This is a genomic window from Streptomyces sp. NBC_01485 (genome assembly GCF_036227125.1).
Lineage (GTDB): Bacteria > Actinomycetota > Actinomycetes > Streptomycetales > Streptomycetaceae > Streptomyces.
Genome location: NZ_CP109435.1, coordinates 368,659 through 382,394 on the forward strand (window position 1 = coordinate 368,659; position 13,736 = coordinate 382,394).

A 13,736-nucleotide genomic window follows, 5' to 3' on the forward strand; every position below is an offset into this window, starting at 1 on the left:
GTCGCGGTGAGTGCGCCCCCGAGCGCCGGGAGTGCGCTGCCCGGTCCGCCGAATCTCGCCGCGAGCGTGCGGGCCCGGCGCGGCGGGGCGATCCCGGGCCTCAGGTACCGGCAGGCCGCGCCCGCCGATCCGGAGCAGGCCGCGGAGATCGACCGCAGGCTGGAGGCGTGGGCCCGCGGCCTGGATCTGTTCCCGGCGGCCTGGAACGGGGACTTCGCGGGGTTCCAGTTCGGCCGCGCGGTGGTGCTCCAGCATCCGTGCGCGGCCGACCTGGAACGCCTCACGGTCGCCGGCAAACTGCTGCTGGCCGAGAACATCGTCGACAACTGCTACTGCGAGGAGGACGAGGACAAGGGCGGCTCGCGCAGCGGGCTCGGCGGCCGGCTGGTCATGTCGCAGTCGGCGCTCGACCCCTACCACGGCCCGCCCGACCTCCAGGCGGAGTGGACGCAGGGGATGCAGGCCGACGGCCCGCTGCGGGCGTACCACTGGGCTCTGAAGGACTACGCCGTCCTCGCCACGCCCAGCCAGACGGACCGGTTCGTGCACGACATCGCCCGGCTGCACCTGGGCTATCTCGCCGAGGCGGCCTGGGGGGAGACCCGGTACGTGCCGCGGGTGTGGGAGTACTTGGTGATGCGGCAGTTCAACAACTTCCGGCCGTGTCTGTCGGTCGTCGACGCGGTGGACGGCTACGAACTGCCCGAGGCGCTCTACGCCCGCCCCGAGATCCAGCGCGTCACGGCGCTCGCCGGCAACGCCACCACCATCGTCAACGACCTGTACTCCTTCACCAAGGAGCTGGCCGGCGACCCGACCCATCTCAACCTGCCGCAGGTCGTCGCCGCCAACGACCGGCGCGGTCTGAAGGCCGCGTACCTGAAGTCGGTCGGGATCCACAACCAGATCATGGCGGCGTTCGAGGAGGAGTCCGCCCTGCTCGCCGCGACCTCGCCGCTCATCGAGCGCTACACGCGCGGCCTGGCGGACTGGGTGGCCGGCAACCACGAGTGGCACGCCACCAACACCCACCGCTACCACCTGCCCGACTACTGGTGACCGCCGCCTTCCTGACACCCCGTCGGCACCGAGCACCGTCACCCACCGAGCACCGTCATGCAGAGCAGCACCGTCACGCATCGCAGCACGAGGAGCCACCGTTGACCATCACCCCGGACGCCATCGCCACGACCGTCCCGCTGCCGACCCAGTCCACGTACCAGAACCGCGTCGCGGACTACTGGAACGCCGAGGAGAACCCGGTCAACCTCGAACTCGGCAGGATCGACGACCTCTACCACCATCACTACGGCGTCGGCGCGGCCGACTGGACCGTGCTCGACGAGCCCGACGCCGATCTGCGCCGCGCGCGGGTCACCGCCGAACTGCACCGCCTGGAGCACGCCCAAGCCGAACTGCTGGCCGCCCGGCTCGGCCGGCTCACCCCCGCCGACCGGGTCTTCGACGCCGGGTGCGGTCGCGGCGGCGGCAGTGTCGTGGCGAACCAGCGGCACGGCTGCCACGCGGACGGCGTCACCATCTCCGCCAAGCAGGCCGGGTTCGCCAACGAACAGGCCCGCAAGCGGGGCATCGACGACAAGGTGCGCTACCACCATCGCAACATGCTCGACACCGGCCTGGAGACCGGCGCGTACGCGGCGTCGTGGAACAACGAGTCGACCATGTACGTCGAGCTGGACCTGCTGTTCGCCGAGCACGCCCGGCTACTGCGCCGCGGCGGACGGTATGTCGTCGTCACCGGCTGCTACAACGACACCTACGGCCAGGCCTCGCGCGAGGTGTCGCTCATCAACGCCCACTACATCTGCGACATCCACCCGCGCTCGGCCTACTTCCAGGCGCTGGCCCGCAACCGGCTGGTGCCGGTCCACGTGGAGGACCTCACGGAGGCGGCCATCCCCTACTGGGAGCTGCGCAGCCAGGCCGACCACCTGGTCACCGGCATCGAGGAGACCTTCCTCACCGCCTACCGCAACGGCAGCTTCCAGTACCTGCTGATCGCGGCCGACCGGGTCTGAACCAGACCGGATCTCAACGAGGCCGGATCTCAACGGGGCGGGGACCGGGCTCCGGCGATCTCGCCGGCCCAGTCCCGTCGGGCGCGGCCCCGCGCCGGTGACCGGTGCCGCCTACGCCCCGTCGTACGCCTTCTGCAGGGCGGCGATGTCGAGCTTGCCCATCGCGAGCATGGCCTTCATGGCGCGGGCGGCCTTCTCGGAGTCGCCGCCGGTGACCATGGCCATGAGCGCGGCGGGGACGACCTGCCAGGACACGCCGTACTTGTCCTTGAGCCAGCCGCAGGGGCCGGGCTCGCCGCCGCCCTCGAGGAGCCTGTCCCAGTAGAAGTCGACCTCCTCCTGGTCGGCGCAGTGGATCTGGAAGGAGATCGCCTCGTTGAACTTGAACTCCGGGCCGCCGTTCAGCCCGACGAACTTCTGGCCGTTCGCCGTGAACTCCACGGTGAGCACGGACCCGGCGGTGCCCGGACCTGCTTCGGTGTAGCGGGTGACGTCGCCGACCTCGGAGTTCTTGAAGATCGACACGTAGTGGTGGGCGGCTTCCTCGGCCTGGCCGTCGAACCAGAGACACGTGGTGAATCCGTCGGTGGTCATGAATACCTCCTGGGCGTGGAACGCGGTCATCAGTGTCGACCGCCGTCCGCCCCGAAACTCATCGCCCGGGCCGTGGATTAATCCGAATGCGCTCTGCCCGTGGCGAATCTGCCGCGGGCAGAGAAACCGCCTTCGGGCGCCGCCGGAGGCCGAGAGTGGGGTCGACGGCAGTCACGCCACGACGAGGAGAACCGATGACTCCACTCACCACGCTCGCTCCCCGCGCCGAGGAGGGCGACACCGCGTCCACCCGCTTCGACGACCACCTCGCCGCCCAACTGCTCGACCAGCGCATCGTGTTGCTCGGCACCCAGGTCGACGAGGTCTCCGCGAACCGGGTCTGCGCGCAACTGCTGATCCTGTCGGCGCAGGACCCGCGCACCGACATCGCCCTGTACATCAACAGCCCGGGCGGGTCGGTGCACGCGGGGCTCGCCGTCTACGACACGATGCGGCTGATCCCCAACGACGTCTCGACGCTCGCCATGGGCTTCGCGGCCAGCATGGGTCAGTTCCTGCTCAGCGTCGGCGCGCCCGGCAAGCGGTACGCGCTGCCGAACGCGCGCGTCATGATGCACCAGCCGTCGGCCGGGATCGGCGGCACCACGTCGGACATCGAGATCCAGGCGGACAACCTGGAGCACACCAAGCGGACCATCGAGCGGATCACCGCCGAGCACACCGGTCAGACCCCGGAGACCATCTCGCGCGACGGCGACCGCGATCGCTGGTTCACGGCCGAGGAGGCCAGGGAGTACGGCATCGTGGACCGGGTCGTGGAGTCCCTCGCGGACGTCCGCCCGGCCGCCTCCAAGCGACGGATGGGGCTGTGACCATGGGCACCTACACGATTCCGAACGTCGTCGAGCGCACCCCGCAGGGCGAGCGGTCCTACGACGTCTTCAGCCGGCTGCTGTCGGAGCGGATCATCTTCCTCGGCACCGAGATCGACGACGGGGTCGCCAACGTCGTCATCGCGCAGCTCCTCCATCTGGAGTCGGCGTCCCCGGAGAGCGAGATCTCGATCTACCTCAACTCCCCGGGCGGATCGTTCACTTCACTGATGGCGATCTACGACACGATGACGTTCGTGCAGGCGCCGATCTCGACGTTCTGCGTCGGGCAGGCGGCGTCGACGGCGGCCGTGCTGCTGGCGGGCGGGGATCCCGGCCGCCGGTTCGTGCTGGAGCACGCGCGCGTGCTGCTCGGGCAGCCGGCCAGCGGCGGCCGCCAGGGCACGGTGTCCGACCTGGCGCTGCAGGCCAAGGAGATGGTCCGTATCCGCGCCCAGGTGGAGGAGGTACTGGCCCGCCACACCCCCCACGACCTGGCGACCCTGCGCACGGACATGGACCGCGACAAGGTGTTCACCGCACCGGAGGCGGTGGCGTACGGGCTGGCCGACGAGGTGCTGAGCCGGCGTCTCGTGAACGTGTGAGACGCCGGCCCGCGCGGGTCGTCAGGCGGCCAGGCAGAGTCCGTCGTACGACGAACTCGTCGTCGCACGGCTCCTGTTGGAGTGGCTCCTGCCGGAGTGGCGGCTGCTGAGCCGGATCAGCTCTCCCTGGGCCCGGCCCAGCAGGTCGCCCAGGCTCAGGCCGAGGGCGTGGGCGGCGGCCGCGAGGACCTCCGAGGAGGCTTCCTTGCGGCCGCGCTCCACCTCCGAGAGGTACGGCATGGAGATGCGGGCCGAGTCGGCGACGTCCTTGAGGGTGCGCTCCTGCGCCTGGCGTTCGCGGCGCAGGACGTCTCCGACCAGGTCGCGCCACAGGGGCTCGCGCGCGGCGGGTCTGGCGGCGGGGGCGGCGGTGTCGCCCGGGCGCTCGGCAGGCGGGCGCAGCGGGATCACACGGGCTTGGTTCGGCGCTTGGTCGCTCACCTGACCAGCCTAGAAGAGCGGCCCGCGACCGGAAGGGGCCCGGCGTTGCGCCCTCGGTGGAATCCGTGCCGGAATCCCGCACGCATGGGTCGGCCCGGATCGGGTACCCGCCCCCTGAGCGGGCTCGTGTGTTCGTGTCCGCTCACGGACCGAGAACAGCAGACGCCAAGCCGTGACGTTCGAGGGATTCGAGGGAGAGGCAATGCAGACCGCCGTGATCCGGTCGGAGGCCAAGGCCGTCGAGAGCACCCCCGTGACCAGCACGGACGGCGCACCGCTGCCGGGAATCGAGGCACCGCGGAGCGTGGCTCCGCGCGACGCACGGGAGCTGTCCCGCCAGTTCTTCCAGCGGCTGGCCGTACTCGAAGAGGGCACGCACGACTACCAGTACGCGCGCAACACGCTCATCGAGATGAACATGTCCCTGGTGCGGTTCGCGGCCGGCCGGTTCCGCGGTCGCGGGGACGACATGGAGGACATCGTCCAGACCGGGATGATCGGCCTGATCAAGGCCATCGACCGGTTCGAGATCTCGCGCGAGGTGGAGTTCACGTCGTTCGCGCTGCCGTACATCGTCGGTGAGATCAAGCGGTTCTTCCGGGACACGACCTGGGCGGTGCACGTGCCGCGCCGGTTGCAGGAGCTGCGCGTCGAGCTGGCCAAGGCCCGGGACGAACTCGCCGGCCGGCTGGACCGGGATCCGACGGTGGCGGAGCTGGCCACGCTGATGAACCTCGCGGAGAACCAGGTGGTCGAGGCGCAGATCGCCGCCAACGGCTACAACTCCTCCTCGCTCGACGCGGCGCTGACCGGCGACGGCCCGGAGCACGGCGAGTCGGTTCTCGCGGACTTCATCGGCGTGGAGGAGGACGGGCTGCGGCTCGTCGAGGACTTCCACTCGCTCGCCCCGCTCATGGCCGAACTCAGCGAGCGCGACCGGCAGATCATCCACCTGCGGTTCGTGGAGGAGGCCACCCAGTCGGAGATCGGCGAACGGCTCGGCTGTTCCCAGATGCACGTGTCCCGGCTGATCAAGCGGATCATCACGCGGCTGCGCCAGGGGATGCTGGGCGAACTGGGCTGCGCCTGACGGCCCTGGCCTGCGCCCGACGGCTCAGCCGCCGAACCTGAGCAGCGCGCGGACGCGTTTGCCGACCGGCACGCGCTCGGCGGTGACCTCCGCCGCCAGCGCGTGCACGATCTCCAGACCGTGCCGGCCGATGCGCCGGGGGTCCTTCGGGAAGCGCAGGGGCAGCGCGTCGCTGCTGTCGTACACGCACACCGTGACCGCGTCGTCCGTACCCTCCAGTTCCAGGATGTACGGCCCGTTGCTGTGCCGGTCGGCGTTGGTGACCAGTTCGCTGACGACCAGGAGCACGTCCCCGCTCGCTCGGTCGCCGATCGTGGCGCACCATTCCGTTCTGAGCTGGTCGACGAAGTGGGCGGCGAAGGAACGGGCCTCGGCTATGCAGCCGGGTTCACCGGTGTAGTGCGCCGCCCGCCGCAGGGGTTCCACGGGTACGTCGAAGCCGGTCGGTACCACTGCCCCGTCCAGGTGCTCGATCATGCGTTTCTCTCTCGGAGGCCGGACTGGCCGGACGCTGCTGTGCACCTGTGCTCGTACCCCGTGCCGCGCCGCGCAGTCCCCGTCGGCCGTCACCCTGTCCGGGCGACGGCCATGGGGTTGCTCACACGGCGGGTGAGAGGGCGGACGACGTCCGGCTGGTGACGCCCGCCGACGGCGGGGCCTGCGAGAGCGAGGAGAGGGAGCTCTCCGGCTCGTCCGTGAGTTCGGACAGCGAGCTCGGCGGCTCGGAGAGCCCGGACTCCTCGGACCTGGACCCGGAGGACGGCGGCTCCGAGGACGGGGGCTCGGAACTCGGGGGCCGGGAACTCGGGGGCTCGGAGCTGTGCGACTCGGAGGACGGCGGTTTCGTGGACGGGGATTCCTTGGACGGGGATTCCTTGGACGGGGACTTCGAGCCCGGGGACTTCGAGGACGACCCGGACGACGGCGGCACGCAGCCCGTCGGCTTACCGGTCGCGGCGCCGGTGGGCGGCGAGACGCACGTCGGCATGCCCGGGGTGCTGACGGTGATGGACGGCGTCAGCTTCGCCGGCGGCCGGGTGGGCCGGTCGTGGTGCACGTCGCCGCCCGGCCGGCGGGCGATCCAGTGGTGGCCGGGGTGGGGGTCGTAGAGCACGAAGACGTTGACCACCTTCACGGAGGCGTTGACCACGACCGTCGTCGAGGGGCTGTACGAGGACCAGGTGTGGCCGGTCCGCTTGTACCCGGACTGCTGGGCGACGGGCGGGGTCAGCGGGTTGCCGCAGGCGCAGCGCACCCGGGGGACGCCGCGCCCGTCGACCATGACCGCCGTGCCGGCCTGCAGGATCGCCTGATAGGTGGTGGCGGCTCCGTCACGGTATCCGTGGTTGGTGACGCGGGTGTCCAGGCGCAGTTGCACGGGGGTGAGGGAGCGCAGGTAGCCGGGGACCTGGGCGGGGTCGACGCCGGCCACGGAGGCGAACGCCTTGTTCTTGGCGGGGTCCTGCTGGAGGTACTTGATCTGCAGCGCCACGTCGCAACTGGAGACGTTGAGGGTGCCGCCGTACAGTCCGGGCTGCCCGCCGCTGACCCCGGGGACGGTGTTCCCGGGCGGGGCGGAGCCCTGCGGGGCGACGGAGGCGGGCGACGCGGAGCTGGTCTTGGCGGCGTTCTCGCCCGTGAAGCTGTCCGGTCCGGGGTCGCCGGCCGGCTGCATGAAGACCTCGCCGGCCGCCTGGTTCGAGCCGCCGCCTCCGGGCAGGGTCAGGACCAGGGCGAGGGCCGTCGCGGCCACGACCGCCGTGGTGATCAGGGCGACCCGGGGCGCGGACTTCCACCAGGGCCGGCGCGGTTCCCAGCCACCGCCGCCCCCCGGGGAGTCGCCGACGGGCGGCTCGGACGGCGGGCCCGAGGGCGGCGGCTGGGAGGGACCCGACAGCGGGCCGGAGGGCGGGCCGGCCGGTCGCCCGGTGGGCCGCCCCGTGGGTTCCGTGGGCGGTTCCGACGGGCGGCCGGAAGACGGAGGTTCGACACTCACGAGCACTCCCGACGTGGATTTACCGCGGCGCTTCACGTGACCGGGTGACCGATGCGACCGATCCGACCGGCCTGGTCGAAATGCGCCGTTTTATTCCGCAACGCACCCATTGTGTGCTCCGATCAGGCGCCGCCCGCAAGCCGGACGCCGACGGCCCCTCCCCCGGCCCCTCCCGACGAGCGCGCTCCGCCGGCGCTGCTTAGCGTGGGCAGGGTGAGCTCCCACACCCCCTATGACCAGGCAGTCTCCCGCCACGGCTGGGTGCAGGCGGTCGCCGCGGCACTGGCCGGGCTGATCGCCATGGGGGTGGTGGCCGCGCTGGGACTGTGGGCGGCCGGCGCCTCGGACCTGCCGCAGGGCGCCTACCCCCGGGTCGTCGCGGCGACCGTCGTCACGGCCGTCGGCGGCACGGTCGAGGTCTCCGGGAGCGCCGGCGGGCTCGCCGACACGCAGGCCGGTCTGACGGTGATCCCGCTGTCCGTCACCCTGGTGGGCGTACTCGTCGTCGGTGCCGGATTCCTGCGGCCGCTGCGGCACCGGGCGGTGGCCGGCGCGGCGGAGCTGGCCTGGTGGGCGGCCCGGATCGCCGTCGTGTGGCTCCTCGGTCTGCTCGGTCTGGCCCTCGCCGCGCGCCAGACCTTCAAGCTCTCCCTCGGTGACGACACGCTGAGCGACCTGGGTGAACTGTTCGACGTCAGCCCCGAGGTCGGTTTCACCACCGACGTGCCGCTCACCCTGGTGATCGGGCTGCTGTGGCTGGCCGGGGTGCTGGCGCTGGCGCTGCTGGTCTCGCGCGGGGCTCCGCTGCCGGCCCGGCTGCTGCGCTTCCAGGAGTCGGTACGGCCGGCCGCGCACGCGATGGTCGTGCTGCTGCTCGCCTGGGTCGCCCTGGGCGTCGTCGCCGCGCTGGTCGTCGCGGCGACCCGCGGGCACGCCACCGAGACCCTCGCGGTGGTGCTGCTCGGCATGCCCAACCTGATGTGGCTGACGTTCACGATCGGGCTGGGCGCGACCTGGAACGGCCGGGTGGAGGGTCCGTTCGGGCTGCCGATGCCGCATGTGCTGGACGAGGTGCTGCGCAGCCGGGACACCGCCGCGCTGAACCTGAGCACGCTCGCCGAGCACGACGGCCGCGTGTGGTGGCTGGTAGTCGTGAACGCGGTGCTGCTGCTGGCGGCCGCGTTCTCGATGGCGGCCCACTCACCGCCCCGGATGCGCGCCTGGCAGCACGCCGTGCACATGGCGGTCGCGCTGGTGCTCACGGTGCTGATGGTCTGTCTGGTGGGCCGGATCTCCGCGCACTTCGGCCTCTCCGTGCTCGGCATCGGCGACCTGGGCGGCAATCTGTCCGGGGAGCTGTTCCTGCGCCCCGAGGTGTGGTCGGCGCTCGGTTTCGCCGCGCTGTGGGGGCTGGTCACCGGTTTCCTGGGCGGGCTGCTGGCGGGGCTGCTGCGCCGCCGGGGCGGGACACAACCCCTGGTGGCCTGACGGCTCAGTGCCGGTCGCCGGGGAAGACCGGCCGCGCCCAGCGCGGAGGCGTCGGCGTGGGCGTCGACGCCGGGGTGGCGACCAGCTCCGTCGGCGGGTGGACCGCCCGGTGCCCGCCGCCGCCCTTCGCCCTCAGCTCGGCGACGAAGGCGGCGCAGGTGGGGTGGCGGGCCTCGGGGTTCTTGGCGAGGGCCCGGGCGAACACCGCGTCGAGGTACGGGGGGAGGTCGGGGCGGACCTCCGTCAGCGGGGTCGGGTCGGCGTTCTGGTGGGCCCAGAGCAGGGCCATGTCGTCGTCGCGGAGGAAGGGCGGGCGGCCCGCGAGGCACTCGTAGACCACGCAGGCGAAGCCGTAGACGTCGCAGCGGCCGTCGACCGGGCGGCCGGAGATCTGCTCGGGGGCGACGTAGTCGAGCGTGCCGACGAACTGTCCGACCGTCGTGAACCCGGTCAGCGACAGCGACTTCTTCGTCAGGCCGAAGTCGGTGAGGTAGACGTGCTCGGGGTGGTCGCTGTCGGTGCCCCGGGACACCAGGATGTTGCCGGGCTTGACGTCCCGGTGGACCAGTCCGTGTTCGTGGGCGGCGTCCAGCGCGGAGGCGACCTGCGCGGCGATGCGGACGGCCGTCGGCAGCGGCAGGGGGCCCTCGCGGTCCAGGAGCTGGCGCAGGTCGCTCCCGTCGACGTACCGCATGGCGATGTAGAGCACCCCGTCGGTCTCGTCCGCCTCGAAGACGGGCACGATGTGCGGGTGGTCGATCGCCGCCGCCACCCGCGACTCGTGGGTGAAGCGCTTGCGGAAGGTGTCGTTGCGGGCCAGCTCCGGGGCGAGCAGTTTGAGCGCGACGGTCCGGTCCAGGCGCAGGTCACGGGCGCGGTAGACGACGGCCATGCCGCCGCGTCCGATCTCCCGCTCGATGCGGTAGCCGGCGACCTGGCGGCCGATCAGCTCGGAGGCCCGGCCGGAGAACGGGCTCGTGCCGTGTGACATCAGGGTCCCCCGTCGAGGTCCACGATCCGCGTGGCGGTGTAGTCCTGGTCCGCGGCCGGGCCGTCCGGGCCGTCCGGGCCTCTCGCGTCGGGCGCGTCGGGGGCCTCGTCCGTCGCGTACGTGCTGAGGCGGCTGCCGTCGCCGTACACCCACTGTCTGCGCGCGAGATCGTACAGCCACACGTCCTCGCCGTCGACGACCACGCCGATCCGCAGTCCGTGGGTACGGCGGCGGAAGGACTCGCCGTCGAGGCCGCCGTCGGCCAGTTCCTCCACCGCCGCCCGGTAGCGGGCGAGGGCCTGTTCGGCGCGGCCCAGGAGGGGGCGCGGGTCGGCCGCGTGCGCGAGGGGGCCGTCGGAGCGGGGCGGGTCCTGCGGGACGGCGACCAGGTGGCGGCCGTCGACCCAGGCCGACCAGCCGTTGGAGCACAGCACGCGCCCCCAGTCGCCGCGCCGCTCCATGAGCCGGACGGGCAGCAGCGGATCGAGGGGCACGGTGGGGCGGGCCGGGTCGGGGGCGTCCCAGGCGGGCATGCCGTGCTGGGGGACGACGTGCGTGGGCCGGAATCCGGGAGTCGTCATCGGCCGCCCCTACTTCCGCATCACGGCGGGCTCATGCCGGCGCAGCAGCCGGGAGACCGCGAACCCGCAGGCCAGCGACAGCACGAGGAGCATCCCGATGTTGAGGAGCCACACCCCCGCCGAGTGCTCGAACAGCGGATCGCTCGTCTTGTCCCCGGGCACGATCCGCGCCAGTTGGAGGGTGCCGGCCATCGCGCCGAACGCCCACCGCGAGGGCACGAGCCAGGACACCTGCTCCAGACCGGGCACGCCGTGCAGCTTCAACAGGGCGCCGCAGAAAACCACTTGGACGATGGCGAGCAGCACCAGCAGCGGCATCGTCACCTCCTCCTTGCGCACGAACGCGGAGACCAGCAGCCCGAGCATCATCGCCGTGAACGCCAACAGGGCGACGGCTACGGTGATCTCGGCAAGCGGTGGCATCAACACGCCTTCGCCGCCTGGTGCGTTGAGGTCGACGCCGAGCAGGGCGACGAGGGTCAGCACTACCGCCTGCACGACGGTGATCGTGCCCAGGACGACGACCTTGGACAGCAGGTACGCCGATCTGGACAGGCCGACGGCGCGTTCCCGCTGGTAGATCACGCGCTCCTTGACGAGTTCGCGCACGGCGTTGGCCGCGCCGGTCAGGACGCCGCCCACGCACAGGATCAGCAGCGCGTCCATCACATGCTCCTGGTCGAGCTTGCCGCCGGCCAGGGCGCGGGCCATCGCCCCCATCACGAACGGCAGGGCGATCATGATCACGAGGAAGGTGCGGTCGGCGGCGAGCGCGGCCGTGTAGCGGCGGACCAGGGTGCTGAGCTGGGCGCCCCGGCTGCGGGGCCGGGGCGGCGGCGGCATGACCACGGGGCCGGAGCGGGGCAGCGGGGGCTGCTCGCTGGAGTTGACGACGTACTGCCGGCGGAAGGGGGACTCGCGGTACTCCCCCGCCCAGTCCCGGTCCTGGTCGCGTTCGAAGGCCTCGAAGGCCTCGGGCCACTGCTCGAAGCCGAAGTAGGCGAGGGCGTCCTCGGGCGGCCCGTAGTAGGCGATCCTGCCGCCGGGCGCGAGCACCAGCAACCGGTCGCAGACGTCGAGGCTGAGGACGCTGTGGGTGACGACGATGATGGTGCGGCCGTCGTCGGCGAGGCCGCGCAGCATGTGCATCACCGAGCGGTCCATGCCGGGGTCGAGGCCGGAGGTCGGCTCGTCCAGGAACAGCAGCGACGGCTTGGTCAGCAGCTCCAGGGCCACGCTGACGCGTTTGCGCTGACCGCCGGAGAGGCTGTGCACGGGCTGGTCGGCGCGCTGCTCGAGACCCAGTTCGCGGATGACCTCCTCGACCCGCGCACGGCGCTCGGCCTTGGCGGTGTCCTGGGGGAAGCGCAGTTCGGCGGCGTAGACGAGGGCGCTGCGCACGGTCAGCTGGGCGTGCAGGATGTCGTCCTGCGGGACCAGTCCGATGCGCTGGCGCAGCTCGGCGTAGTCGCGGTAGAGGTCGCGGCCGTCGTACACGACCGTGCCGTGGTCGGCGGGGCGCTGTCCGGTGAGGGCGTTCAGCAGGGTGGACTTGCCGGCGCCGCTGGGGCCGACGACCGCCAGCAGGCACTTCTCCCCCACCGGGAACGACACGTCGTCGAGGAGGACCTTGCGGCCGCGGTCGACGGCGACCGTCAGGTCCTGTACGTCGAGGGAGACCTCGCCGGTGTCGACGTACTCCTGGAGCTCGTCGCCGACCAGGCAGAACGCCGAGTGGCCGATGCCGACGATGTCGCCGGGGTCCAGCGGGGCGCGGGTGACGGGCAGGCCGTTGAGGTAGGTCCCGTTGTGGCTGCCGAGGTCGACGATCTCGTGGCCGCCGTCGGGCAGCCCGCGCAGTTCGGCGTGCCGGCGCGAGACGATCAGGTCGTCGACGACCAGGTCGTTGTCGGTGGCGCGGCCGATGCGGACAGTGCGCGAGGACAGCGGCCGTACCGAGGTCGGCCGGCGGAAGGTGCCGGTCAGGGCGGGCATGGAGACGGCCGACGGGCGCTGCGGCGTGGGCGCGGGACGGCCGGACACGGCGGCGTACGGCCCGTCGGACGGGCTGCCGAAGTGGATCACGGTGCCGGGGCCGACGCCCCACTCGTGGACGCGGCGGCCGTCGGCGTAGGTGCCGTTGGTGCTGTGTTCGTCCTCGATGGTCCAGTGGGCGCCGTCGGGCCGCAGTACCGCGTGGTGCCAGGAGACGCGGGTGTCGTCGATGACGATGTCGCTCAGTGGATCCCGGCCGACGTGGTAGTCGTGGCCCGGGATCAGCACGGTGGTGCCCGTCTCGGTCTCCAGCACGAGTTCGGGCTCAGTCGAGGAGATCGGCCGCTCAACCATGACCGAATTCTATCGATTCGCACCCATGTGCGCCCGACGGGCGGTCCGTGACCGGGCGGGCGGCCGGCGTCAGCCGACGGGGACGAAGAGGGCCGGGACCGTCCGCTGCATGCGCAGCGCGTCGACGGACTCGGCGAGCAGCTCGTACTCGGTGGTCTCGTCGCTCAGCGCGATCCGCACCAGCCGCCCGCCCGCCAACTCGTCGGCCACCAGCTCCTGCCGGACCACGTCGGCGCACCAGGCCCGCAGCAGCGCGGGCACGTCCGGCACGGTGTCGGCGACCGGGACCAGGGCGCCCGCCGGGATGTGCTCGCTCTCGGGCCGGGGATCCAGCCGTTCGGCCATCCAGGAGGCCCGGTCCCGCAGCCACCACAGGGCGAGCGCCAGCGTCGGCGCCCGGTAGGTGCCGAGCGGTACGCCGATGCGGCGGCCGTCACAGACTCCGTACGCGGTGACATGGCACAGGAATTCGTCGTGCACGACCCTCTCCCCCGGTGCTCGCTTGCCGGTGGTGCCTCGCTTTCCGTGCGACTCCTCTGAGTGAACTGCCCCTGACGTTCGAGTATGTTCACTAATGAAACACTGTCACCATTACTTTCCGGACAGTCTCTTGGCATACTCGGCGCCACTCATGGCCGAAACAATGCGGACCTCGGGGCGCGTCGCCATTACCCGACGGGTAATCGACCCGGGCGGCGGGCGCGGGCAAGGCGGTGACACCGGATCGGC

General features: G+C 71.9%; 14 protein-coding genes. 6 read left to right on the forward strand and 8 right to left on the reverse strand.

Annotated features, from left to right (window positions below; genetic code table 11):
- Window positions 1-6 precede the first annotated feature (6 nt).
- Both OG352_RS01520 and OG352_RS01525 read left to right on the forward strand, forming a co-directional pair.
- Entirely contained in the window at window positions 7-1,059 is a 1,053-nt protein-coding gene (locus tag OG352_RS01520; RefSeq protein ID WP_329213481.1) for a family 2 encapsulin nanocompartment cargo protein terpene cyclase, read from the forward strand.
- Between the two features lie 101 nt (window positions 1,060-1,160).
- On the forward strand, window positions 1,161-2,039 hold the full coding sequence (locus tag OG352_RS01525) for a geranyl diphosphate 2-C-methyltransferase (protein WP_329213483.1): 879 nt from the start codon (window positions 1,161-1,163) through the stop codon (window positions 2,037-2,039).
- 111 nt (window positions 2,040-2,150) lie between these two features.
- Here the strand turns inward: OG352_RS01525 and OG352_RS01530 are convergent, their stop codons facing one another.
- Window positions 2,151-2,633, reverse strand: a complete 483-nt coding sequence (locus OG352_RS01530; protein ID WP_329213485.1) for a VOC family protein — start codon at window positions 2,631-2,633, stop codon at window positions 2,151-2,153.
- A gap of 194 nt (window positions 2,634-2,827) precedes the next feature.
- Between OG352_RS01530 and OG352_RS01535 the strand changes: the two genes are divergently transcribed.
- Window positions 2,828-3,466 (forward strand): ATP-dependent Clp protease proteolytic subunit, encoded by a 639-nt coding sequence (locus tag OG352_RS01535; RefSeq protein ID WP_329213487.1) that lies wholly within the window; start codon window positions 2,828-2,830, stop codon window positions 3,464-3,466.
- A gap of 2 nt (window positions 3,467-3,468) precedes the next feature.
- Window positions 3,469-4,071: a ClpP family protease gene (locus OG352_RS01540; protein ID WP_329223657.1), complete on the forward strand. Its 603-nt coding sequence runs from the start codon at window positions 3,469-3,471 to the stop codon at window positions 4,069-4,071.
- A 21-nt stretch (window positions 4,072-4,092) separates the two neighbouring features.
- Here the strand turns inward: OG352_RS01540 and OG352_RS01545 are convergent, their stop codons facing one another.
- On the reverse strand, window positions 4,093-4,512 hold the full coding sequence (locus tag OG352_RS01545) for a helix-turn-helix domain-containing protein (protein ID WP_329213489.1): 420 nt from the start codon (window positions 4,510-4,512) through the stop codon (window positions 4,093-4,095).
- Between the two features lie 202 nt (window positions 4,513-4,714).
- Between OG352_RS01545 and OG352_RS01550 the strand changes: the two genes are divergently transcribed.
- Window positions 4,715-5,602, forward strand: a complete 888-nt coding sequence (locus OG352_RS01550; protein WP_329213491.1) for an RNA polymerase sigma factor SigF — start codon at window positions 4,715-4,717, stop codon at window positions 5,600-5,602.
- Window positions 5,603-5,626: 24 nt separating this feature from the next.
- Here the strand turns inward: OG352_RS01550 and OG352_RS01555 are convergent, their stop codons facing one another.
- Together OG352_RS01555 and OG352_RS01560 are read right to left on the reverse strand one after the other, a co-directional pair.
- A complete protein-coding gene (locus OG352_RS01555; RefSeq protein WP_329213493.1) occupies window positions 5,627-6,079 on the reverse strand; it encodes an ATP-binding protein in 453 nt (150 codons plus the stop codon).
- A gap of 121 nt (window positions 6,080-6,200) precedes the next feature.
- Complete coding sequence (locus OG352_RS01560; RefSeq protein ID WP_329213495.1) at window positions 6,201-7,598, reverse strand: DUF6777 domain-containing protein; 1,398 nt, start codon at window positions 7,596-7,598, stop codon at window positions 6,201-6,203.
- Between the two features lie 213 nt (window positions 7,599-7,811).
- On the opposite strand from OG352_RS01560, the gene OG352_RS01565 reads away from it, so the two are divergent.
- Window positions 7,812-9,086: a streptophobe family protein gene (locus OG352_RS01565; protein WP_329213497.1), complete on the forward strand. Its 1,275-nt coding sequence runs from the start codon at window positions 7,812-7,814 to the stop codon at window positions 9,084-9,086.
- A gap of 4 nt (window positions 9,087-9,090) precedes the next feature.
- Here OG352_RS01565 and OG352_RS01570 read toward each other — a convergent pair whose 3' ends face one another.
- The 4 genes from OG352_RS01570 to OG352_RS01585 all read right to left on the reverse strand — a co-directional run bounded on the left by OG352_RS01570 (window position 9,091) and on the right by OG352_RS01585 (window position 13,487).
- A complete protein-coding gene (locus OG352_RS01570) occupies window positions 9,091-10,077 on the reverse strand; it encodes a serine/threonine-protein kinase (protein ID WP_329213499.1) in 987 nt (328 codons plus the stop codon).
- Window positions 10,077-10,658: a hypothetical protein gene (locus OG352_RS01575; RefSeq protein ID WP_329213501.1), complete on the reverse strand. Its 582-nt coding sequence runs from the start codon at window positions 10,656-10,658 to the stop codon at window positions 10,077-10,079. The genes OG352_RS01570 and OG352_RS01575 overlap by 1 nt, the downstream gene beginning before the upstream one ends.
- Window positions 10,659-10,667: 9 nt before the next feature.
- Window positions 10,668-13,007 (reverse strand): ABC transporter ATP-binding protein/permease, encoded by a 2,340-nt coding sequence (locus tag OG352_RS01580; protein WP_329213503.1) that lies wholly within the window; start codon window positions 13,005-13,007, stop codon window positions 10,668-10,670.
- Between the two features lie 69 nt (window positions 13,008-13,076).
- Window positions 13,077-13,487: a hypothetical protein gene (locus OG352_RS01585; protein WP_329213505.1), complete on the reverse strand. Its 411-nt coding sequence runs from the start codon at window positions 13,485-13,487 to the stop codon at window positions 13,077-13,079.
- Window positions 13,488-13,736: the final 249 nt, after the last annotated feature.

Excerpts from the sequence above, each read along its gene's own strand:
- OG352_RS01530 (WP_329213485.1), bottom strand. The coding sequence starts at position 2,633 with ATGACCACCGACGGATTCACCACGTGTCTCTGGTTCGACGGCCAGGCC.
- OG352_RS01535 (WP_329213487.1), top strand. The coding sequence starts at position 2,828 with ATGACTCCACTCACCACGCTCGCTCCCCGCGCCGAGGAGGGCGACACC.
- OG352_RS01540 (WP_329223657.1), top strand. The coding sequence starts at position 3,469 with ATGGGCACCTACACGATTCCGAACGTCGTCGAGCGCACCCCGCAGGGC.
- OG352_RS01550 (WP_329213491.1), top strand. The coding sequence starts at position 4,715 with ATGCAGACCGCCGTGATCCGGTCGGAGGCCAAGGCCGTCGAGAGCACC.
- OG352_RS01555 (WP_329213493.1), bottom strand. The coding sequence starts at position 6,079 with ATGATCGAGCACCTGGACGGGGCAGTGGTACCGACCGGCTTCGACGTA.
- OG352_RS01570 (WP_329213499.1), bottom strand. The coding sequence starts at position 10,077 with ATGTCACACGGCACGAGCCCGTTCTCCGGCCGGGCCTCCGAGCTGATC.
- OG352_RS01575 (WP_329213501.1), bottom strand. The coding sequence starts at position 10,658 with ATGACGACTCCCGGATTCCGGCCCACGCACGTCGTCCCCCAGCACGGC.
- OG352_RS01580 (WP_329213503.1), bottom strand. The coding sequence starts at position 13,007 with ATGGTTGAGCGGCCGATCTCCTCGACTGAGCCCGAACTCGTGCTGGAG.